Origin of the sequence: Micromonospora sp. AMSO1212t, assembly GCF_008868145.1 — a bacterium.
Lineage (GTDB): Bacteria > Actinomycetota > Actinomycetes > Mycobacteriales > Micromonosporaceae > Micromonospora > Micromonospora tulbaghiae.
The window spans coordinates 1-21,774 of sequence record NZ_WBKS01000108.1 but is presented as its reverse complement, the minus strand read 5'-3'; the positions used below and the strand labels follow the sequence as shown (position 1 = coordinate 21,774).

Here is a 21,774-nt window from a genome sequence, read left to right as displayed (position 1 = left end):
GGTCGCCCCGTCCCCGCGCGGCGCCGTGCCGCCGGCCGAGGCCGGCGAGCCGTTCCGCCCGACGCTCACCACCGCGGCGATCAACAAGGCGCGGGCCGAGCGGCAGCGCACGGTCATCCCGCCCCGGCCCAAGACGAACCAGAACCCGGAGCCGCCGACCGGTGGGTTCAGCGCCACCGACCTGAGCATTCCGGTGCCGGCCCCGCGTCCGCCCGCGCCGGAGGCGCCGCCGGGCTCCCGGGCGAACTGGCCGCTGGTGAACAACGAGGACGACACCGCGCGGGAGCGGGAGGGCAGCACCTACTCGTACGGGCGGGGCGTGGACGCGCCGAGCGACCCCGGCCGGGTCACGCCGCCGTGGCTCGCCGACGACCTGCCGCAGGAGCCGCCGATGCTGCGGCTGGTGGAGCCGCCGCCGCTGGCCGACCGCGCGCTGCGCGACGAGATGGGCCGGCCGGCCGACCCCGGTCTGGAGACGCCGCCGCTGCGTCTGGTCGACCAGGGCGCCCCGGGCCGCGTCCCGCTTCCCGCCGCGGCCGAGCGGCGGCCCGCCCCGAAGGAGCACCGGCCGCCGCCGGTCTCCGACGAGGGTGACGGCGACCTGCTGATCTTCGCGCAGGCCAAGTCCGCCTGGTTCGTCGGGCACGGCGACGAGGCCGACCTGGAGTGGTCGAGCACCGCCGACACCGGCTGGCAGGCGGCCGAGCAGGCGGCCCGCCCGTCCGTCGGCTCGGAGACCAAGGCCGGGCTGCCGAAGCGCGTGCCGCAGGCCAACCTGGTGCCGGGCTCCCCGCTGCGCGAGGAGCGTCCTCTGCGGATCGTCCGGAACGCGGCGAGCCTCGCCGAGAACACCACCGGATACTTCCGGGGGTGGCGGCGCGGCCAGGAGATCGGCGGCTTCGCCGTGGGCGGCCGTCCGGGCCGTGAGGCGGCCGGCGGCTGGGACTTCACCCGCGACACCGGTGACCGCGACGACGACCGGGAGTACGAGTACCGCTCGGCGGGCTACCGCTCCTGACCCGGTCCCGCCGGGGTGTTCCATCCCACACCGGGACGATTTGACGCTGGGCTGGACCGGCCGGGAACATACCCGGCGGACCAGCGGCGGCGCCTGTTCGCCGGGGTGGGAAGGCGATTCCATTGGCGACACCGGCGTTCGACTCCACTGTGCTCACCCGGCGGGGCGTCCTCGCCGCCGCTGCCGGGAGCCTGCTGCTCGCCGGTTGCGCGCCGCAGGGCCAGCGGCCGGACGACAGCCCGTCCAGCAGCGCGCCGAGCGACCAGGATCTGATCGTCGGCGCCAGTCTGGAGCTGACCGGCGCCGGGGCGCTGCTCGGCGTCGCCCAGCGGCAGGCCCTGCAACTCACCGCCGACTCGCTGAACCGCACCGGCCTACCGGTCGGGAACCTGGTCCGGTCGGTCCGGCTTCAGATCCTGGACAACGGCAGCAACCCCGAGGTCGCCGCCCGTCACGCCGCCGACCTCACCCGGGCCGGCGCGCAGGCCCTCATCGGCGGCGTGCTCGGCGAGACCTCGATGGCCCTCGCGGCGGCCGCCCAGCGGGTCAAGACGCCCTTCCTGTCGCTCGGCTACGGTGACCGCATCGTGCTGCCGCTGGACGAGCGCACGTTCACCTACAAGCTCACGCCGGACGCCGTCGACATGGCGCGCCGCCTGGTGGAGCTGTTCGAGTCCAAGCGGATCCGGCGGGTGTCAGTGCTCGCCGCCGGTGGCCTGCACGGCGACTCGGGTGTGCGGGCGATGCGGGAGGCGCTCGCCGACAGCAGCGTCGACCTGGCCCGCACGGTGCGCCTGCCGGCTACCGGCCGGCGCTTCCGTGCCGCCGCCGAGCGCGTCGCCGGCGGCCAGCGGGACGGCGTGGTGGTCTGGGGTACCGCGCCCGACTCCGGTGTCGCGGCACGGGAACTGCGCGCCGCCGGTCACCGCGGCCCGATCTTCTTCGACGCCGGCGCGGTCGCCGACGACACCCTCCAGGGGGCGAACGCCGCCGCCGTGGAGGGCTCCTACGCGGTGCACCCGGCCTGCCTGGACGTCTCCGCGGCCACCGCCACCACGACGGCGCAGTTGGCCCGCCGGGACTTCGTCAACCGTTACACGCAGCGGCACGGCGTCAGCCCGGACTTCGCCCCGTACGCCTCGGACGCGCTCCAGCTCCTCGCCACGTCGGCGCGGATGGCGACGAGCCTCGACCGGGGCCGGCTGCGGGCCCTCCTTCAGGCGCAGACGGTCGAGGGCATCGCCGGCGGGTACGCGTTCCGCGCCGACCGGCACGGCGGCATGGAACCCGACTCGCTCGCCGTGTACCAGGTGTTCCGGGGCACCTGGACCCGGTACGCCTGACCTCGAGCGCCACCCGGCGACCCTCCTGGATGGAGGGTCACCGGGTGATCGCGTACCGTGTCCGACCCCGGACGGCAGGAAGCGCCCGGTGGCCCTGAGGCCGCCGGGCGCTTCCGCGCGTCGGTCAGGCGGGCGCGACGGCCCGCGAGCGCCGCATGGTGAGCACGTACTCGACCAGCGAGATCAGCACGTGCTTCGTGGACTCCCGGTTCCGGGCGTCGCACGGCACCACCGGCACGTCGCGGGAGATCGCCAGCGCGTCCCGGACGTCCTGCGGATCGTGGTACTGCATGCCGTCGAAGCAGTTGATGGCCACCAGGTACGGCAGCCGCCGGTGCTCGAAGAAGTCGATGGCGGCGAAGCAGTCGGCGAGCCGCCGGGTGTCGACCAGCACCACCGCGCCGATCGCACCCCGGACCAACTCGTCCCACATGAACCAGAACCGCGTCTGACCCGGCGTACCGAACAGGTACAGGATCAGATCCCGGTCGATCGAGATACGACCGAAGTCCATCGCCACCGTGGTCGTCGTCTTGCCCGGCACCTGCCGGGTGTCGTCGACGCCGACACCGGCGGAGGTCATGATCGCCTCGGTGGTCAGCGGCGTGATCTCGGAGACCGAGCCGACCAGCGTCGTCTTGCCGACGCCGAACCCACCGGCGATCACGATCTTCGCCGACGTCACGCGCCCGCTCGGGGCCGGCGTCCGGTGCGACATGTCAGAGCCTGCGAAGTCCACTCAGCACCCTCTCCAGCAGTTCAGTGCCCACCGCGTCGTCGGAGTCGTCCAAAATGGTCGGCTCGTGGACCGCGACCAGGCCGTCCGTCGCCATGTCGGCGATGAGCACCCGGGCCACGCCGAGCGGAAGCTGCATCCGCGCCGCGATCTCGGCGAGCGACTGCACACGTCCGTCACACAACGCGGCGATGTACTGGTGTTCACGACCTTGGCCACCATTGCCAGTGGCAACCGCTCGGCCGCGCACCGTCGTCTCGACGAGTGCCTCCAGGGCGATGTCGAGCCGGGGACGGGTACGACCGCGGGTAACGGCGTACGGCCGGACCAATGCGCCGGTCGGCTCGTCACGATCCGCCATGTCGCCGCTCACCTCCCTCGTACCCGGCACCGGCTCGCCCCGGTGGCATCCGTCGCTGTCGTTGTTGTTCCCGCACCTGACCCACCGGCCAGCGCGTCATTCAGCCCATCATCCCCACAGCCGTGCGCGGCTGCGGCGTCAGGGCATCGCCCACCCGGTCCACGAGCAGGGCCATCTCGTACCCGACCTGACCCACGTCGCAGCTCCGCGCCGCGAGCACCGCGAACGACGAACCGTCGGAGATGGACATCAGGAACAGGAAGCCGTTGTCCATCTCGACGACTGTCTGCAACACCGCCCCGCCCTCGAAGCAGCGGGCCGCGCCCTGGGTGAGGCTGACCAGACCGGACGCGATCGCGGCGAGCTGGTCGGCGCGGTCCCGCGGAAGGTCACGGGACGAGGCGAGAAGCAGGCCGTCGGCCGAGACCGCGACCGCGTGCGCCACACCGGGCACCCGGTCGGCGAAGTTGGCGAGCAGCCATCCGAGATCCTGCGTAGTAGTCATCCTTGTTGCTCCTTCTGCCCGCTCCCGGCCACCGGGCCTGAGCCAGACTGCGAGGACTGCTGCCCGCCCGGAGTGCCCTCCGGGCCGGTCGTGTTGCTGTCGGTGTTACGCCCGCGCTGCACGCCCCGATGGTAGGCCGAGAGCAGGCCCCGGACCCCCTCCGGCGTCCGGCGCTGCACCGAGGCAGAAGGCTTGTCGATGCTGCCCGGCACGAGCTGCGCCATCGGCTTCCGCTTCGGCAGGCCCTTCTGGGTGGTCTCCGCCACCGGCACCTCGGTGGCCGCCGAGGCGGCACGCCAGCCGTCGTCGGCCGCGGTCTGCCAGGGCGAGGAGGACTGCGGCGACGCCGTCGGCTGCCGGGTGGGCAGCCCACCGGTGTACGCGGGACGCGTGTTCCCGTTCGCCGCGCCGTTGTCACGCGGTGCTCCGCCGGCCGTCGGAGTGTGTGCCATCGGCGTGTTACCTGTCGTTGCGGGTGTCGGCTGCGGCACGGGCCGGCCGGCGGTGTCCACCTTGGCGAACTGCTGGGTGGCGTCGCCACCGTTCGTCGCCGGGGCCGGGGCCGGGGCCGCCGCCGCCTCCTCGGGCCCGGGCCGGCGGGTACGGAACCACGCCGACTCCAGCTCGCGGAAGATCGGCAGCTCCATCGTCTCGTCCGCGTACCGCTGGCGGTTGCCCGGCTGCTGCGGCGTGGCCGGCCGCGACACCGGCGTCGCCGGGGTGGCGGGCCGGGCCTCGGACGGCCGGTTCGCGGCCGGAGCGGCGGACGGCTGACCGGCCCTCTGCTGCGGGGCGGCCGGCATCTCCGTGCGCGGCACCCGGGGCAGCTCGGTGGTCATGTCCATGCCGCTCGCGGGTCGTTCCGGCGCCGCCGGAGCACGCGTCGGCGCGACCGGCGGCCAGACCGGCGGTGCGTTGACACCCGGCGCGGACATCGGGCGCGCCTGCGGCTGGTTCGCCGGCGGCGCGGAGGCCGGGTGACCGGCGGCGGGCTGCCCGGAGACCGGCGCGGGGTGCCCGGAGACCGGCGCGGCCGAGACCGGACGGTACGGCAGCGGGTCACCGGAGACCGGCGCCGCGGAGACCGGGCGGCCCGAGAACGGGTCACCGGAGACCGGGGCGGCCGAGACCGGACGGTACGGCAGCGGGTTGCCGGAGACCGGTACGCCGGAGACCGGGGGCAGCGGCGGCGCCGACACCGGCGGGACCGGCGGCGCGGAGACCGGCGGCGGGCTGTAGGGCCGCGCCTCCGGGCTGCTCGGCAGCTGACGCGGGATCGTCGGCTGCTGGCCGCTGGCGCCCGGGTCGCCCTCGCCCGGGTTGCGCCGCTGCGGCAGCGGCTCGAATCCCTGACCGTTCGAGGTCCGGGAGCCGAAACCGCCGTCCCCACCGGACGGGTTGGCACCGGTCAGGTCGGACCAGGCCGGCATGGCGCGGCCGCCACCGGCGTTCGCCGGGGTGCCCGAGCCGTTGCGCGACGCCGGGTCGAAGGCGCGTCCGCCGAGCGTGACCTGGTTGCCCGAGGAGCCCGGATGCGGCGCCGGCGGCAGGCCCGGCGGGTTGTTGTTGCCGAAGGCGGCCAGGGCACCGAAGGCGGGCGTCGGTCCGCCCTGCTGCGGGGCAGCGGGCGGCAGGGCCGGCGAGCCCTGGCCACGGCCCGCCAGGGCGCGCGGCACCAGAACCGAGGTGGGCAGCGTCACGTCGGCGACGATGCCCCGGTCGGCACCCGGTCGCAGCTCGACCCGGACACCGTGCCGGGCGGCCAGCCGGGCGACCACGACCAGGCCCATCATCCGGGAGACCGCGACGTCCACCTGCGGCGGCGTGGCCAGCCGCTCGTTGAGGTCACGGATCTGCTCCGGGCTGATGCCGATGCCGCGGTCCTCCACGTAGAGGGAGGAGCGGTCGCCGACCCGCCGGGCCTCCACCATGACCTGGGAGTCCGGCGGGGAGAAGGCGGTGGCGTTGTCGAACAGCTCGGCGACCAGGTGCACCAGGTCGTTCACCGCGTGGGCGGCGACCTCGATGTCCCGGTCGATCACACCGAACTCGATCCGGGTGTAGTGCTCGACCTCGGACTGGGCGGCGCGGAGCACGTCGATCAGGGCGGCGGGCTCGCGCTGCACACGGGTGGAGTCCGCGCCGGCGAGGACCAGCAGGTTCTCGTCGTTGCGGCGCATCCGGGTGGCCAGGTGGTCGAGCTGGAACAGCTCGGCCAGGCGGTCCGGGTCCTCCTCGCCGCGCTCCAGCCGGTCGAGGTGGCCGATCAGCCGGTCGACCAGGATCTGCGAGCGGCGGGCCAGGTTGACGAACATGGTCGCGACCGACGCCCGCAGGGCGGCCTGCTCGGCGGCGGTCCGGACGGCCTCCAGGTGGACGGCGTTGAACGCCTCGGTCACCTGGCCGAACTCGTCCTTGCTGCGCACCGGCAACGGCTCGGCGATCTGGTTCGCCAGTTGCACCGGGGAGAGCTGGCCGGTCACCTGCGGGTCGCGCAGCCGGGCGACCGCCTGTGGCAGCCCGTACTGGGCCACCGCCAGGGCGCCTTGGCGCAGGTCGCGCAGCGAGCGGGCCATCGAGCGGGCCACCAGGTAAGCGAACAGGATGGCCAGCAGCAGCATGGTGAGCAGCAGGCCGGTCTCCAGGAACACCTGACGCTGGGTGTCCGAGCGCAGCGCGTCGGCCTGCCGGACCACGTTGCCGTCGAGCCGGGCCTCCACGGTCCGGATCAGCTTGGCGTTGGCGACCATGGTCTGGTCCCACTGGTCCGACCCGAACGGGGCGTTCTCCATCGAGCCGTTGTTGTTGCCCGAGATGAAACTGGTGAAGCGGTCGGCCTTGCGCAGGTCGGGCCCGGAGACGGTCTGCTCGTAGAACAGCTTGTCGGGCTCGGTGGCGACGGCCTGGAAGGTCGCCAGCGACTGCGACTGGCCGGTGCCGCTGGCGATGAACTGCTCGCGCAGCGCGGCGGTGTACTGGTTCTGGGTGAGCGCCTGGTGGACGACGACCCGGCGCTGGGTCAGGTATTCCTTCTGCCGGGCCACGGCGGCCGCCGCACGCATCCGGTCGCTCAGGTCGTTGTTGCCGGCGAGCTGGGTGGCCGAGTCACGGATCGCCAGCAGATCCTCGATCAGCTGGCGGTAGGCCTGGTCGGCATCATTGATCTTGAGCTTGCCGTTCAGCACCTGGCTGCGGGTCGCCGGAAGGTCCTTGAGCTGGGTGTCGATCGTGTCCAGCAGCCCGACGAAGTTGCGAGGCAGGTCGTCGATCTCGCCACGCTGCCGCAGGTAGGGCGACTTCGCCTGGTCCACCCGCTGGTTGGCGCGGTTGTAACCCTCCTGGTACTGCGCCCGGGTCTGGAACTCCTTCGCGCCGAGGAAGAGCACGGCGCCGACCCGCTCGTCCTGCACGGTGTCGACCAGGTCACCCGAGTAGCCGATCAGATTGGCCAGATCCCCCGCCCGGTTGGCATTGTTGAGCGTCTCCAGGTGGTCGACCAGACCACTGGTGCCCACCACGACCGTGGCGATGGTCGGCACGATCATGATCAGACCGAGCTTGGACCAGATCGGCATGTCGCGCAGCCGACTCATCGGCCGGCGCAGCCGCGACAGGAAGGAGCCCGCCGTCGTTGGCCGTTTGCTCACGTCACCGCCCTCGCATTACTGCGCCCCGCGCCACCCTGAGGGCAACGCCGAGCGACCGACCCGGCGGGTCGGACCTCCGAGATTCCATCACGCCGCTCCGCAAAGAGAAAGACCAGGTTGTCCCTCACCGGAGGTGTGATGAGATGTTGATGCAATTTGATAGCAATCCGTCTGGCCGGAGTCACTGAAGGTAATGGAACACCCGCACCGCGTCGTCCTGCTTGCCGGCCCCTCCGGGTCGGGAAAGTCATACATAGCCCAGCGAACCGGACTTCCGGTGCTCTGCCTGGACGACTTCTACAAGGACGGCGATGACCCTACGTGCCCGCGTCGGAACGGACAGGTGGATTGGGAGTCCCCCCTGTCCTGGGATGCGGACATGGCGGTGCAAACAATCGCCCGACTGGCCCGTGAGGGCAAGGCCGAAGTGCCGGTTTATGCGATCGGCGCAGACCGTCGGGTAGCCACCCGGCCATTCGATGTCGACGGATCGCCAATCTTCGTCGCCGAGGGGATCTTCGCGGCCGAGATCGTCGCCGAGTGCCGGCGACTCGGGCTGCTCGCCGGGGCGTACGCGCTGCGCCGCCCGCGCGGCGCGACGTTCCTGCGCCGCCTCGCCCGGGATCTCGCCGAGCAGCGCAAGGCCCCCCGGGTGCTGCTCAGGCGCGGGGTCGCGCTGCTGCGCGCCGAGCCGGCCGTGCTGCGCCGGCAGACCGGGCTGGGCGCCGAGGCGGCCCGGGCCGGGCAGGTGCTGCGCGGGGTGGCCGCGCTGCGCTCCGGCCACCCCCGCCAGTCGTGATCAGCCGATCAGCTCGGCGTACGCCGGCTTGATCACCTCGTCGATGATCCGCAGCCGCTCGTCGAACGGGATGAACGCGCTCTTCATCGCGTTGATGGTGAACCACTGGAGTTCCTTCCAGCCGTAGCCGAAGGCCTCCACCAGCAGCGCCATCTCCCGCGACATCGAGGTGCCGCTCATCAGCCGGTTGTCGGTGTTCACCGTCACCCGGAACCGCAGGTCGCGCAGCAGCCCGATCGGGTGGTCGGCGATCGAGGCCGCCGCACCGGTCTGCACGTTCGACGACGGGCACAGCTCCAGCGGGATGCGCTTGTCCCGCACGTACGCGGCCAGCCGACCCAGCACCGCCGGGTTGCCCGGGGTGATGTCGTCGACGATGCGTACGCCGTGGCCGAGCCGGTCGGCGCCGCACCACTGGATCGCCTGCCAGATGGACGGCAGGCCGAACGCCTCACCGGCATGGATGGTGAAGTGGAAGTTCTCCCGCTGGAGGTACTCGAACGCGTCCAGGTGCCGGGTGGGCGGGAAGCCCGCCTCGGCGCCGGCGATGTCGAAGCCGACCACCCCGGTGTCGCGGTGCCGTACGGCCAGCTCGGCGATCTCCTGCGAACGGGCCGCGTGCCGCATCGCGGTCAGCAGCGTGCCGATCCGGATCGGGGCGCCCGCCTCGGCGGCCAGCGCGCTGCCCTCCCGGAACCCGGTGACCACCGCGTCGACCACCTCGTCCAGGGTCAGGTTCTGCTCCAGGTGCTGCTCCGGCGCGAACCGCACCTCGGCGTAGACCACACCGTCGGCGGCCAGGTCCAGCGCGCACTCGCGGGCGACCCGCCGCAACGCGGTGGCGGTCTGCATGACCGCCACCGTGTGCGCGAACGTCTCCAGGTAGCGCTCCAGCGAGCCGGAGTTCGCCGCCTCGGTGAACCAGACGCCGAGCGCCGCCGGGTCGGTGGTCGGCAGTTCGTGGCCGACCTCGGCGGCCAGCTCGACGATCGTCGCGGGCCGCAGGCCGCCGTCGAGGTGATCGTGCAGCAGCGCCTTCGGGACCTTGACGATGTCCTCGTACGAGATTGCGACCATGCCCAGACCCTAGTCACCCCCGGTACGGGCCGGGCGGTGGACCGGGCCGGTCAGGGCCGCCAGCCGTACACCCGCTCCACCGCGAGCCGCAGGACCACCCGTCCGTCGGCCACCATGGCGGCCCGGTAGTCGGCCCAGTCCGGATGCTCGCCGCGGATCCGCCGGTAGACCTCGACCAGCTCGTCGACCGTGGCGTCGTCGGTGGCGGCGGCCGGCGGGGTGAGCGTCACGGTGCCCTCGGCGACCGCGTACGCCCCGCCGTCGGCGGTGGTCACGTGGAAGCTGGCCCGGGGATCGCGGCGCAGGTTGCGCACCTTCGCCCGGTCGCCGGTGGTGGAGCAGCGGATCAGGCCCGGCTCGGCCAGGTAGTCGAGGTTGGACAGCTGGGGACGGCCGTCCCGGCGCAGCGTGGCGAGCACCCCGCGCCCGCGCTCGCCGAACAGCTCCCAGAGCCGGGCGCTCACAGCGCTACCTTCGTTCGCGACTGCGGGGCTCGCAAACCCGGCTCACTCCTCGCGCTCACGCGGTCACCCGCAGCGGCGCGAGAGCGACGGCCAGCCGGACGAGCTGGTCGAGCATCAGCGCGGCGGCCTCATCCCGGCCGGTCTCGGGCCGCAGCTCGCCCGACTCGTCCAGCGCCTGCCGCAGGAAGACGACCACCTGGTCGTTGACCGGGGTCATGTTCAGCGTGGTCACCACCTGCTTGATCATCTGCACCGCGCGCAGACCCCCGGAGGTCATGCCGTAACTGACGAAGCCGACCGGCTTGTGCTGCCACTCGTGGTAGAGGTAGTCGATCGCGTTCTTCAGCGGCGCACTGAAGCCGTAGTTGTACTCCGGCATCACCAGGACGAAGGCGTCCGCGGCGTCGATCTCGGCGCTCCAGGCGCGGGTGTGCTCGTGCAGGTAGACCCGCTCGGACGGGTGGTGCGGCTCGTCGTGGAAGGGCAACCCGATCTCGGCCAGATCGAGGAGGCGTACCTCGTCGAAGCCGGCATGGCGGACGGCGGCCGCGGTGAACCAGTCACCGATGCGACGGCCGACCCGGCCGGGACGGGTGCTGGCGACGACGACGTTCAGGCGGGGCATGAGGAGGTCACTCCTGTCGGGGCGGCGGCCGGGGCCGGCGGGGTGAGTCGGGGAACGAGCCAGGCGACGATCGGCCCGATGCCGATCGCGTAGAGCAGGGTGCCGGGGCCGACGGCGCCGCCGAGCAGCCAGCCGACCGCCAGCACCGTCACCTCGATCCCGGTGCGGGCCGGGCCGAGCGGCAGACCGCGGGCGGCCAGGCCGGTCATCAGCCCGTCCCGGGGGCCGGGGCCGAGGCGGGCGCCGAGGTAGAGCGCGGTGGCGAGGCCGTTGAGCAGGACGCCCGCGACCAGCAGGCCGATCCGGCCGGCGAGCGGGTCCACCGACGGCAGCACTGCCAGCGTCGCATCGAGGGCCACGCCGACGAGCACGACGTTCGCGACGGTGCCGATGCCCGGGCGCTGCCGCAGCGGGATCCACAGCAGCAGCACCAGCAGCGCCACGCCGTTGACCAGCAGGCCCATCGGCAGGCCGGTGCGGTCGGCGAGGCCCTGGTGCAGCACGTCCCAGGACGCGAGCCCGAGGTCGGCGCGGACCATCAGCGCGACGCTGACGCCGAACAGGCTCAGGCCGGCGAACAGCCGTGCCAGCCGGGACGGCAGTTTGGTTGACATGTCATCAACGTAGGCGGCAGCTTGGTGACATGTCAACAACACCGATAGGATCGGCGCATGGACGAACCGCGCTGGCTGGACGAGCGGGAGGACCGCGCCTGGCGCGGCTACCGCCGCATGCGCCGCCTGCTCGACCTGGAACTGGCCCGGGAGCTGATGCAGGACGCCGGTCTCTCCGAGCCGGACTACGACGTCCTCAGCGACCTGTCCGAGACCCCTGAACAACGGCTACGACTCAGCGAACTCGCCGACCGGATGCTCTGGTCCCGAAGTCGCCTGTCCCACCACATCTCCCGGATGCAGCAACGCGGCCTGGTCACCCGGGAGGAGTGCGCCACCGACGGCCGCGGCTCGGTCGTCGCGCTCACGCCGGCCGGGCGCCAGGCCGTCGAGGCCGCCGCACCCGGGCACGTCGCGGCCGTCCGCCGGCACCTGATCGACCGGCTCACCCCGGCCGAGATGTCCGCGCTCGGCACGCTCAGCCAGCGAGTGATCGACCACCTCACCGGCCGCGTCACCGGCCACCCGGAAGCGAAGGACTGAGCCGTGGACGATCGCGTCCTCGCCCGGCTGCGCTGCCCGGTCTGCGCCGAACCGCTCACCGACACCACAGCCGGCACCGCCCGCGCCCTGCGCTGCCCACGCGGGCACAGCTTCGACATCGCCCGGCAGGGGTACGTGAACCTGCTCGCCGGCCGCGCCCCGCACACCGGGGACAACGCCGAGATGGTCGCCGCCCGCGCCGGCTTCCTCGCCGCCGGCCACTACGACACCGTCGCCGCCGCGCTCGCCACCACAGCGGTACGCGTCGCGGGCTTCGACCCGTACCCCCTGGTGGTCGATGCCGGCGCCGGGACCGGCCATTACCTCGCGGCGGTGCTGGCGGCGCTGCCGGACGCCGCCGGCCTGGCCCTCGACGTCTCCAAGCCGGCGCTGCGCCGCGCGGCCCGGGCGCACCCACGGGCCGCCGCCGCGCTGGCCGACACCTGGCAGCGGCTGCCGCTGGCCGACCGGTCCACCGCCGTGCTGCTGAACGTGTTCGCGCCGCGCAACGGCCCGGAGTTCCACCGGGTGCTCGACCCCGGCGGCGCGCTGCTTGTGGTCACCCCGGCCGCCGACCACCTGACCGAACTCGTCGACGCGCTGGACCTGCTGCGGGTGGACCCGGACAAGGCCGACCGGGTCGCCGGCAGCCTCGGCGGCCACTTCGCCGAGGAGTCCGCGACCGGGCACCGGGCCCGGCTCACGCTCACCCGCGCCGAGGTCACCACGCTCGTCGGGATGGGACCGAGCGCCTGGCACGCCGACCCGCAACGGCTCGCCGCGCGCATCGCCGCGCTGCCCGAGCCGCTGCCGGTCACGCTCTCCGTCCGGCTCGGCGTGTACCGCCCGCGCTGACCCGCCTCAGGTGGAGAGGTCGACCTCTTCCCAGCCCGGCGGCTCGTCGTGGTACGGCCCGCGCAGCACCACCGCCCACTCCAGCGCCCACCGGCGCTGCCCGATCGCGTTCGCGTCCACCAGCCCCGGCAGCGCGCCGCCGGCCTTCTCGGTCTCCAGGTACGCCCAGTCCAGGCAGTAGTGCAGGTCGAGCAGCGCCGCGGCGTCACCGGGATGCTGCGGCGCGGCCAGGATCCGGGCCCGCCACTGGCCGAACGTCTCCCCCGCGACCAGGTTCGGCATCCGCTCGACCAGCCGCTCGTCCACCGGCACCGTCGGGTCCAGTTCCTTTGCGAGTCCGAGCACCCAGGCCAGCGAGAACAGTGCGTCGTGGTGCAGCACGAACGACCTGTGGTCGCCCCGGCCGCCCATCACGAACTGCCACTCCGGCGGCGTCACCGAGTCGACCAGGTGCGACTCCAGCAGCCAGCCCGTCGCCGCCTGCGCGGGCATCCCGAAGCAGCGGGCGAGGATCACGTGCAGCACCGCGATCCGCGCCTCGATCTCCGGGGTCGGACGCAGCTCGATCTCGTCGCCCGGCTCCCACACCAGCGGGAACTGCGGCGGCGGCAGCGGAAGACCCAGCCGGGACAACTCGTCCAGGCTCGCCTCCCGGACGGCCCGGGGATCGGGAGCGGGTACGCGCACGGTCAAGCCCCTGTCTGCTCACCTCGGCTCGTCGCCGGCCGATCCCCCCTGGCCTGGGAGGATAGCGGCTCCGGCCGGGCCGGCACCATGGCCGGTCCCGGTCAGCCGATCCGCTCGACGACCAGCGGCGCCGTGTCCGGCGCGTCCGGCGCGACGCGGACCGCCCGGCGCGCCTCGGCCAGCGCGGCCGGGATCCGCTCGGCGTGCTCGGCGCGCAGCTCGAACAGCGGGTCACCGACGCGTACCCGGTCGCCGGGACGCCGGTGCAGCACCACTCCGGCCGGGATGCTCACCGGGTCCTCCTTGCGGGCCCGGCCCGCGCCGAGCCGCCAGGCGGCGACCCCGATGGCGTACGCGTCGACCTCGGCGACCCACCCGTCCTCGGTCGCGGTGACCACCTCGACCTCGTTCGCGACGGGCATCGGGGCGTCCGGGTCACCGCCCTGCGCCCGGATCATCGTGCGCCAGGAGTCCATCGCCCGGCCGTCCCGCAGCGCGGCGGCCGGGTCGGCGTCCGGCAGGCCGGCCGCGTCGAGCATCTCCCGGGCCAGCGCCAGCGTCAGCTCCACCACGTCGGCCGGGCCGCCACCGGCGAGCACCTCCACCGATTCGGTCACCTCGACCGCGTTGCCCACGGCCAGGCCGAGCGGGGTGGACATGTCGGTGAGCAGGGCGACAGTCCGTACGCCGTGCGCACCGCCCAGCTCGACCATGGTGCGGGCCAGCTCGCGGGCGTCGTCGACGTTCTTCATGAACGCGCCGGAGCCGACCTTCACGTCGAGCACCAGCGCGCCGGTCCCCTCGGCGATCTTCTTGCTCATGATCGAGCTGGCGATCAGCGGGATCGCCTCGACCGTGCCGGTGACGTCGCGCAGCGCGTACAGCTTGCGGTCGGCCGGGGCGAGCCCGTCGCCGGCCGCGCAGATCACCGCGCCCACGTCGCGGAGCTGGGCGATGAACTCGTCGTTTGTGAGCGCCGCCCGCCAGCCCGGGATCGACTCCAGCTTGTCCAGCGTGCCGCCGGTGTGGCCGAGGCCCCGGCCGGACAGCTGCGGGACGGCCGCGCCGCACGCCGCGACCAGCGGGGTCAGCGGCAGGGTGATCTTGTCACCGACGCCGCCGGTGGAGTGCTTGTCCACAGTCGGCCGGGCCACCGGCGACAGGTCGAGCCGCTCGCCGCTGGCGATCATGGCGGCGGTCCACCGGGCGATCTCCGGCGCGGTCATGCCGCGCAGCAGGATCGCCATGGCCAGCGCCGACATCTGCTCGTCGGCGACCAGACCCTTGGTGTACGCGTCGACCACCCAGTCGATCTGCCCGTCGCTCAGCACACCCCCGTCCCGCTTCGCCCGGATGACGTCAACCGCCGTAAAAGCACTCACTTCTCAAGATCCAATCAATTGATCCCGCGTGGCCGCACCGACCCGCGAACGGTGACCGTCGAGGAATCGGGCCGACCATGACCGGCGGAGGGATCAAGCCTGACCGCCCGGAGCCGGGCACGGTCGGCCCGATTCCCCCAGCTCAACCCCAACGAACCGGAATCTCCGTAGGAGGCTCACCCTCACCAGCCCAGAAGATCGTGCCCGAGGCGTCCACCACGACCACGCGCGGCGTCCGCGCCAAACCCCACTCGATGGCCTCGGCCGGGTCGCCCCAGGTCGAGCCCTCCTCCAGCACGCCGGTCTCGGCGTCCGCGGTGTCACCGGACGAGCGCTCCCAGTACGTCGTCCAGACCTGCTGCCCGGCCGACAGGTCGGGGTGCACGAACACGGTGCCCCGGCCCCGCCAGGCGGCCAGCCGGTCCGGCACCACCGGCACCGGATGCTCGCCGGTCACCGCCTCGATGTCGGCCACGTCGAACGCGTGCGGCAGCAGCTCCGCCATCCGCAGCGGGCCGCCCTTCGCCTCGACCAGGCACTCCGGGCCGCCCTGCTCCCAGAGCAGCTGCCGGCACCGGCCGCACGGCATCAGCGGCTCACCGGTGGCGTCGACGCAGGACAGCGCCACGATCCGGCCCCCGCCGGTCGCGTGCAGCTGCGAGACCACGCCGCACTCGGCGCAGAGCGTGACGCCGTAGCCGGCGTTCTCCACGTTGCAGCCGACCACGACGCGGCCGTCGTCGACGAGCGCGGCGGCACCCACCGGGAACTTCGAGTACGGCACGTAGGCGTGCCGCATGGCCTCGGTGGCGGCGGTACGCAGCCGCTCCCAGTCGATCTCCATCACGACTCCCATTCTGCCCAATTCAACGCCGATCGGTCGCGGACGCGGCCGGAGACGACGATGCCCGGCGGGTCGCCCCGCCGGGCACCGTGTCGCGGCGGTCGGTCAGCCCTTGATGTACGGCTTGCCGTCGGCGGCCGGCGCCCGGACCTTGCCGACCAGCCCGGCCACGGCCAGGATCGTCGCCAGGTACGGCAGCATCGCCAGGAACTGGCTCGGGATGCTGCTGCCGATCGCGCCCAGGTAGGTGGCGAGCTGGTCGGCGAAGCCGAAGAACAGCGCCGCGAGCAGCGCGCCGGTCGGGCTCCACCGGCCGAAGATCAGCGCGGCCAGGGCGATGAAGCCCTTACCGCCGATCATGTTCTTGGTGAACGAGTAGAGCGCCAGCGTGTACGAGGCGCCGCCGACACCGGCCACCAGGCCGGCCAGGATCACGTTGCGGTAGCGCAGCCGCAGCACCTTCACGCCCAGCGTGTCCGCGGCGGTCGGGTGCTCGCCCACCGAGCGGGTCCGCAGGCCCCACCGGGTACGGAACAGCGCCAGGTGGATGACGAGCACCAGCAGCAGGCCGAGGTAGAGGAAGATGTTGCCCCGGAACAGCGCCGGACCGAGCAGCGGGATGTCGGACAGCAGCGGGATCTCCCAGTTGCCGAACCGGGGCGCGCTGTTGTACTTCGCCGCGTCGGTCTGCATCAGCCGCTCGTAGAGGAAGCCGGTGATGCCGACCGCGAGCAGGTTGAGCACGATACCCATGACCACCTGGTCGACCAGGTAGCGGATGGAGAAGACGGCCAGCAGGAACGAGATGAACGCGCCGCCGATGGCGGCGGCCACCAGGCCGACCCAGACGCTGCCGGACATGCTGCCGAACAGGGCGCCGGAGAAGGCGCCCATCAGGAGCTGGCCCTCGATCGCCACGTTCACCACGCCGGAACGCTCGCAGAGCACGCCGGCGAGGGCACCGAAGATCAGCGGCAGGGCCAGGATGAACGTGCCGCGTACGACGTTCACCAGCGGCATGAAGTTGCGGCCCTCGGGCGCGGCCGAGACCTGCCAGCACAGGAAGCTCAGCACGAAGGCGACCAGCCCGGCGCCGAGCAGCAGCGTGAACCAGCGCTTCGGCACACCGGCCAGCAGCGCGCCTCCGGCCGCGGCGGTGATCAGCCCGAACAGGATCGCGCCGACCGTACCGTTGATCTCCAGGGCGGCGCCGCCCTCGGTCTCACTGAGCGTGAACCGCGCGTGCTGGTCGGTCGCGAGCGCGCCGAACAGCACCGCCGCGAGCACGCCGAGCGCCAGCAGGACCGCGCCGATCTTCCGGTTACGGGTCCAGAAGCCCTCGTCGACCGCGGTAACGGCCACCTCGGGGACAGCGGTGGTGGACATGCTCACCAGCCCTTCGCGAGGCTCGTCTGCAACCGGGCGGCGCGGGCCGCCCGGAGCTGGAAGATCGTCTTCACCAGGGCAGGCGCGGCGATGAAGATGACGATGAGCGCCTGGAGCACGGTGACCAGTTCCAGCGAGATGCCGGAGTACGACTGCATCCGGTTGCCACCGGCCTGGAGCGCGCCGAACAGCAGCGCGGCCAGCAGCACACCCCACGGCTTCACGCGGCCGAGCAGCGCGACCAGGATGCCGTCGAAGCCGATCTGCGCGATCACCAGCGGGGTCAGCGCGGTCGCGGTGGTGCCGAGCACCATGGTCGAGCCGCCCAGACCGGCCAGCATGCCCGCGAACACCATCACCAGCACGTACGTCTTGGTCACGCTGATGCCGGCGGTGCGGGCCGCGTCCGGGTTCGCGCCCACGGCCCGCAGCTCGAAGCCGAGCGTGGAGCGGTTGAGCAGCCAGGCGATGAACCAGGTGGCCGCCACCGCGAGCAGGATGCCGGCGTGCACCCGCAGGTCGTCGCCGAGCAGGCGGGGCAACTGCGCGGAGGAGTCGACCGGCTTGCTGATCGCGTCCGACCGGTTCGGGTTCTGCACCCCGTTCTGGACGATGATCCAGGACAGGAAGTAGACCGCCACGTAGTTGAGCATGATCGTGTTGATCACCTCGTGCGCGCCGGCCCGTGCCTTCAGGATGCCGGGGATGAAGCCCCAGAGCGCACCGCCGAGCGCGCCGGCGATCAACGCCACCAGCAGGTGCACGACCGGCGGCAGCGGCAGCGCGAAGCCGGCCACGGCGGCCAGGATGACGGCGATCGTCGCCTGGCCCTGGGCGCCGATGTTGAACAGGCCGCCGCGGAAGGCCAGCGCCACCGACAGGCCGGTGAAGACGAGCGGCGCGGCGTAGGTGAGCGTCTCCGAGATCGGGCTCAGGGCGGCGGTGAAGCCGACCGCGTCCGGGTCGAAGATCGCGCCCTTGAACAGGTTCGCGTACGCCTCGCTGACCACCGTCCAGCTGGCGTTCAGCGCATCGGTGGGACGGGCGGTGATGTAGCTGTAGGTGGCGAGCACCTCGGGGTCGGACACGATGATCAGCACCGCGCCGACCACCATCGCCAGCAGCACCGCGAGCACTGTCACGGTAAGCGTGTTCGCGGCCCAGAGGTTGTCCAGGAACATCCGGCCCATGCTGGGACGGGACTCGCCCGGATCCGGCTCCTTCGCGGTCGCGGTGGCGGGCACCGTCTGCTCGGTGTCACCGGCCGGCTGCGTCGGCGTCGCCTGGGCCTCGCTCAGCGACTCCTGCGCCTCGGTCGCCGGTTCCTTGTCCGGCGAGCCCGAGAAGGGGTTCGGGTCGGTCATGCCTCGTCCTCGTTGCCAGGGCCGTCCTCGGTCGCGGTGGCGGCGTCCGGGGTGGCGGCGTCCGGGGTGATACCGGCCATCAGCAGGCCGATCTCCTCACGCGGGGTGTCCGGGCCGACGATGCCGATGATCCGGCCGCGGTACATGACCGCGATCCGGTCGGCCAGGCCGATCACCTCGTCCAGTTCGCTGGAGACCACCATGACCGCGGTGCCGATGTCCCGCTCGCGGATGACCCGGCTGTGGATGAACTCGATCGAGCCGACGTCCACGCCCCGGGTGGGCTGGGCGGCGATGAAGAGCTTCAGCGGCCGGGACAGCTCCCGGGCCACGATCACCTTCTGCTGGTTGCCGCCGGAGAGCGTGCCGACCGCCGCGTCGGCCGAGGAGGTACGGACGTCGAACTGCTCGATCCGCTCCCGCGCCGACTTCGCGATGGCGTCGGGCTTGAGCGACAGGCCCCTGCCGAACGGCGGCCGGTCGTAGATGTCCAGCACCAGGTTCTCCGCCACGGAGAACTCCTTGACCAGGCCGTCCACGCTGCGGTCCTCCGGCACGTAGCCGACGCCGGCGCGGAGCACCTTCTTGGTCGACCAGCCGTGCGTCGGCTCGCCGTCGAGGCTGATCGTGCCGGCGAGCACCGGGCGCAGGCCCATGATCGCCTCGATCAGCTCGGTCTGGCCGTTGCCCTGCACGCCCGCCACGCCGAGCACCTCACCGGCGTGCACGGTCAGGTCGACGCCGTCGACCGCGCGTACCTGCCGGTCGTCGTCCACGACCAGGCCGGAGAGCTCCAGGACCGGCTTACCAGGGGTGGCCGGCTTCTTGTCCACCGTCAGCCGGACGCTGCGTCCCACCATCAGCGCGGCCAGCTCGTCCCGGCTGGCGCTCGGCTCGGCGGTGCCGACCGTCTTGCCACGCCGGATCACGGTGATCCGGTCGGCGATGGCCTTCACCTCGCCCAGCTTGTGGGTGATGAACACGATCGACTTGCCGGCGGCCTTGAGCGACCGCATGACGGTGAGCAGTTCCTCGGTCTCCTGCGGCGTGAGCACGGCCGTGGGCTCGTCGAGGATCAGCAGGTCGACGTCGCGGGTGAGGGCCTTGACGATCTCCACCCGCTGCTGGATGCCGACCGGCAGGTCCTCGATCACCGCGTCCGGGTCGACCCGCAGGTTGTACCGCTCGGAGACCTCGGCGACCTCGCGCCGGGCCCGCCGCCGGTCGAGGATGCCGGCGAACGGCCCCCTGACCTGCTCGGCGCCGAGCATCACGTTCTCGGCCACGGTGAAGACCGGCACCAGCATGAAGTGCTGGTGCACCATCCCGATTCCGGCGGCGATCGCGTCCGACGGGCCCTTCAGCTTCAGCGGCTTGCCGTCGACCAGGATCTCGCCCTCGTCCGGCTGGTAGAGGCCGTAGAGCACGTTCATCAGGGTCGACTTGCCGGCGCCGTTCTCGCCGAGCAGGGCGTGGATCTCTCCAGGCTCCACCGTCAGGTCGATGTGGTCGTTGGCGACCAGTTCACCGAACCGTTTGGTGATGCCGCGCAGTTCGAGTCTCAGCGCAACCTCCTGGAGTGCGAGCGATGGTGCAGCGTAGCGACCTGCCGCGCCGCCACCACGCCGGGTGGGGATGTTCGGGGGATTCAAGGTGATCGGCCGCCCCGGCGCCGGGGGTACCTTCCCCGTGGCGCCGGGACGGCCGGATCGTCAAACCTGGTGCCCGCCGGCCCCCGCTGCCGATGATGGCACCGCGGCGGCCGGCGGGACTGTCACTTGGTCGGCTGGGCCTTCGAGGTGACGGTGATGGTGCCGGCGGCGATGTCCGCCTTGATCTTGTCGACCTCGGCCTTCAGGTCCGCCGGGACCTTGCTGTCGAAGTCGTGGTACGGGGCGATCGAGACGCCGTCGTTGGCCAGCGTGCCCACGAAGCCCGGGGTGGACTCGAGCTTCTCGCCACCGGCGGCCTTCAGCGCGGCCTCCTTGACGGCGTCCGGGATGTTCTTGACCACCGTGGTCAGGATCGCCGCGCAGTCCGGGGTGCTCTCGCAGCCGTCGATGTCCACCCAGACGACCGAGTACTTGCCGCCCGAGGCCTTGGCCGCGGAGGTGGTGCCGAGACCGGCGCCACCGGCGACCGGCATCACGATGTCGGCGCCCTGCGCGACGAGCGCGTCGGAGACCTTCTTGCCCTCGTCCTGCTTCTCGAACGAGTTGGCGAAGGAGCCCTTCTGGGTGGCCTTGTCCCAGCCCAGCACCTGGACGTTCTTGCTCTTGGCCTTGTTGTAGTACGCCACGCCGTCGGCGTAGCCGTCCATGAAGATGGTGACCGGCGGGATCGGCAGGCCACCGTAGGTGCCGACCTTGCCGGACTTGCTCATCCCGGCGGCCAGGTAGCCGGCCTGGAACCCCGCCTGCGCGGTGTCGAACTGCATCGGGTAGACGTTCGACACACCCGGGTTGGCGTCGACGATCGCGAACTGCTGGTTCGGGTTCTTCTCAGCCGCCGCCTTGGTGGCGTCCGACATCAGGCCACCGACGGCCAGGATGAAGTCGCACTTCTGGTTGACGAACCCGGTCAGGTTGACCTCGTAGTCCGCCTCAGCCTTCGACTGGACGTACTTGATGTCGATCTTGTCGTTCTCCTTCTTCGCCTCCTGCAGGCCCTTCCAGGCCGAGGCGTTGAAGGACTTGTCGTCGACGCCGCCGACGTCGGTCACCATGCAGGCGCTGAACTTCTTGCCGCCGTCGCCGCCGGCGTTGTTGTCGTCGTCCGGAGCCTCACCACACGCGGCAGCGCCCAGTACGAGTCCACCCGCCGCAATGACGGAGGCAATCCGCATCCCACGCACAGAGCGCAAGACGTCTCCTTCCCCTTGCACACCGCGTCGTGCACGGCGTGCATCCCTTCGCCGGCCTGCGGTGTGCCGCCGGCGTCCCACGTTACGGACGGGAGCGTACGCCCGCGCCCACCCACCGGCCGACAATCGTGCACGACTGTTGAGCGTCCGTTACCCCGGTGTAACCCTTGCGTGGGGCACGTCACTTATCCGGCCGGTAGGCGTGCCCGGTGGTGTCGCGAACGTCCGTTTTCCCGAGCTTCCCCGACTTCCTGGCGAACTAACGCCAGAACACCGCGACAGCCGCGTTGACCAGCGTCAACCCGACGATCGCGAGGAAGTGGCCACGGTTCACGCTCTCCCGCTTACGGGAGAAGAAGACCATGACGAAGATGAGCAGCGCGAGCACCAACTTGGTAACAAGTTTCGCCGGGGCCGGCTCGTCCCCGTCGCGCAGCGGAGCGGACAGCCCGATGCCGGTGAGGATCTGGATGATCGCGCCCCAGAGCATGGCCGCGTTGATCCGCAGCCGGCCGGTGACGTACTGGGCGATCGCACCACCGAGCAGCAGCGCGAAGCCGATCAGATGGACGTAGAGAAGAATCAGTCGAAGAGCTTCCACGCGCCCCATCCTCCCTCATCAACGACGCAACGTAGTAGTCACCCCGCCGACCGCCGTCAT

The 21,774-nt window shown here is 72.2% G+C and carries 20 protein-coding genes and 1 pseudogene; 5 read left to right on the top strand and 16 right to left on the bottom strand.

Annotated elements, in window-relative coordinates; translation table 11 throughout:
* Positions 1-1,018, top strand: a pseudogene (locus tag F8279_RS22850) (transposase); the annotation flags it as partial.
* A gap of 122 nt (positions 1,019-1,140) precedes the next feature.
* Complete coding sequence (locus F8279_RS22845; protein WP_151500997.1) at positions 1,141-2,361, top strand: ABC transporter substrate-binding protein; 1,221 nt, start codon at positions 1,141-1,143, stop codon at positions 2,359-2,361.
* 124 nt (positions 2,362-2,485) lie between these two features.
* Here F8279_RS22845 and F8279_RS22840 read toward each other — a convergent pair whose 3' ends face one another.
* From F8279_RS22840 to F8279_RS22825, 4 genes are all read right to left on the bottom strand, one after another.
* Positions 2,486-3,079 carry an ATP/GTP-binding protein gene (locus F8279_RS22840; protein ID WP_091415409.1) on the bottom strand — a complete coding sequence of 198 codons (594 nt, stop codon included), beginning with the start codon at positions 3,077-3,079 and terminating at the stop codon, positions 2,486-2,488.
* A 1-nt stretch (position 3,080) separates the two neighbouring features.
* On the bottom strand, positions 3,081-3,458 hold the full coding sequence (locus F8279_RS22835; protein WP_091416218.1) for a DUF742 domain-containing protein: 378 nt from the start codon (positions 3,456-3,458) through the stop codon (positions 3,081-3,083).
* 100 nt (positions 3,459-3,558) lie between these two features.
* Positions 3,559-3,963 carry a roadblock/LC7 domain-containing protein gene (locus F8279_RS22830; protein ID WP_013283992.1) on the bottom strand — a complete coding sequence of 135 codons (405 nt, stop codon included), beginning with the start codon at positions 3,961-3,963 and terminating at the stop codon, positions 3,559-3,561.
* A complete protein-coding gene (locus F8279_RS22825) occupies positions 3,960-7,610 on the bottom strand; it encodes a nitrate- and nitrite sensing domain-containing protein (protein WP_151500996.1) in 3,651 nt (1,216 codons plus the stop codon). The genes F8279_RS22830 and F8279_RS22825 overlap by 4 nt, the downstream gene beginning before the upstream one ends.
* 379 nt (positions 7,611-7,989) lie before the next feature.
* Here F8279_RS22825 and F8279_RS22820 point away from each other — a divergent pair, with 379 nt between their 5' ends.
* Positions 7,990-8,409, top strand: a complete 420-nt coding sequence (locus F8279_RS22820) for a hypothetical protein (RefSeq protein WP_225853378.1) — start codon at positions 7,990-7,992, stop codon at positions 8,407-8,409.
* Here F8279_RS22820 and F8279_RS22815 read toward each other — a convergent pair whose 3' ends face one another.
* From F8279_RS22815 to F8279_RS22800, 4 genes are read right to left on the bottom strand one after another with little or no spacing between them, the layout of a single operon-like run.
* A complete protein-coding gene (locus F8279_RS22815) occupies positions 8,410-9,486 on the bottom strand; it encodes an adenosine deaminase (RefSeq protein ID WP_091415399.1) in 1,077 nt (358 codons plus the stop codon).
* Between the two features lie 50 nt (positions 9,487-9,536).
* Positions 9,537-9,950: a PPOX class F420-dependent oxidoreductase gene (locus F8279_RS22810; RefSeq protein ID WP_091415396.1), complete on the bottom strand. Its 414-nt coding sequence runs from the start codon at positions 9,948-9,950 to the stop codon at positions 9,537-9,539.
* Positions 9,951-10,005: 55 nt separating this feature from the next.
* The gene (locus F8279_RS22805) at positions 10,006-10,575 is read right to left on the bottom strand and encodes an NADPH-dependent FMN reductase (RefSeq protein WP_091415392.1); all 570 of its coding nucleotides are present in this window, start codon (positions 10,573-10,575) and stop codon (positions 10,006-10,008) included.
* Positions 10,563-11,189 (bottom strand): YitT family protein, encoded by a 627-nt coding sequence (locus F8279_RS22800; protein WP_091415389.1) that lies wholly within the window; start codon positions 11,187-11,189, stop codon positions 10,563-10,565. The genes F8279_RS22805 and F8279_RS22800 overlap by 13 nt, the downstream gene beginning before the upstream one ends.
* Positions 11,190-11,246: 57 nt before the next feature.
* On the opposite strand from F8279_RS22800, the gene F8279_RS22795 reads away from it, so the two are divergent.
* Positions 11,247-11,732, top strand: a complete 486-nt coding sequence (locus F8279_RS22795) for a MarR family winged helix-turn-helix transcriptional regulator (protein ID WP_091415385.1) — start codon at positions 11,247-11,249, stop codon at positions 11,730-11,732.
* Positions 11,733-11,735: 3 nt separating this feature from the next.
* Complete coding sequence (locus tag F8279_RS22790; RefSeq protein ID WP_151500995.1) at positions 11,736-12,587, top strand: putative RNA methyltransferase; 852 nt, start codon at positions 11,736-11,738, stop codon at positions 12,585-12,587.
* A gap of 6 nt (positions 12,588-12,593) precedes the next feature.
* Here the strand turns inward: F8279_RS22790 and F8279_RS22785 are convergent, their stop codons facing one another.
* From F8279_RS22785 to F8279_RS22750, 8 genes are all read right to left on the bottom strand, one after another.
* A complete protein-coding gene (locus F8279_RS22785) occupies positions 12,594-13,274 on the bottom strand; it encodes a DUF4272 domain-containing protein (RefSeq protein ID WP_091416214.1) in 681 nt (226 codons plus the stop codon).
* Positions 13,275-13,375: 101 nt separating this feature from the next.
* Entirely contained in the window at positions 13,376-14,656 is a 1,281-nt protein-coding gene (locus F8279_RS22780) for a thymidine phosphorylase (RefSeq protein ID WP_151500994.1), read from the bottom strand.
* A gap of 142 nt (positions 14,657-14,798) precedes the next feature.
* Entirely contained in the window at positions 14,799-15,500 is a 702-nt protein-coding gene (locus F8279_RS22775) for a cytidine deaminase (RefSeq protein WP_091415374.1), read from the bottom strand.
* Positions 15,501-15,605: 105 nt separating this feature from the next.
* Positions 15,606-16,886: an ABC transporter permease gene (locus F8279_RS22770; protein WP_091415370.1), complete on the bottom strand. Its 1,281-nt coding sequence runs from the start codon at positions 16,884-16,886 to the stop codon at positions 15,606-15,608.
* 2 nt (positions 16,887-16,888) lie between these two features.
* Positions 16,889-18,250: an ABC transporter permease gene (locus F8279_RS22765; protein ID WP_091415366.1), complete on the bottom strand. Its 1,362-nt coding sequence runs from the start codon at positions 18,248-18,250 to the stop codon at positions 16,889-16,891.
* Positions 18,247-19,902, bottom strand: a complete 1,656-nt coding sequence (locus F8279_RS22760; protein ID WP_091415361.1) for an ABC transporter ATP-binding protein — start codon at positions 19,900-19,902, stop codon at positions 18,247-18,249. The genes F8279_RS22765 and F8279_RS22760 overlap by 4 nt, the downstream gene beginning before the upstream one ends.
* Before the next feature lie 122 nt (positions 19,903-20,024).
* Positions 20,025-21,095, bottom strand: a complete 1,071-nt coding sequence (locus F8279_RS22755; RefSeq protein ID WP_192580750.1) for a BMP family protein — start codon at positions 21,093-21,095, stop codon at positions 20,025-20,027.
* Between the two features lie 277 nt (positions 21,096-21,372).
* Entirely contained in the window at positions 21,373-21,714 is a 342-nt protein-coding gene (locus F8279_RS22750; RefSeq protein ID WP_091415352.1) for a hypothetical protein, read from the bottom strand.
* Positions 21,715-21,774: the final 60 nt, after the last annotated feature.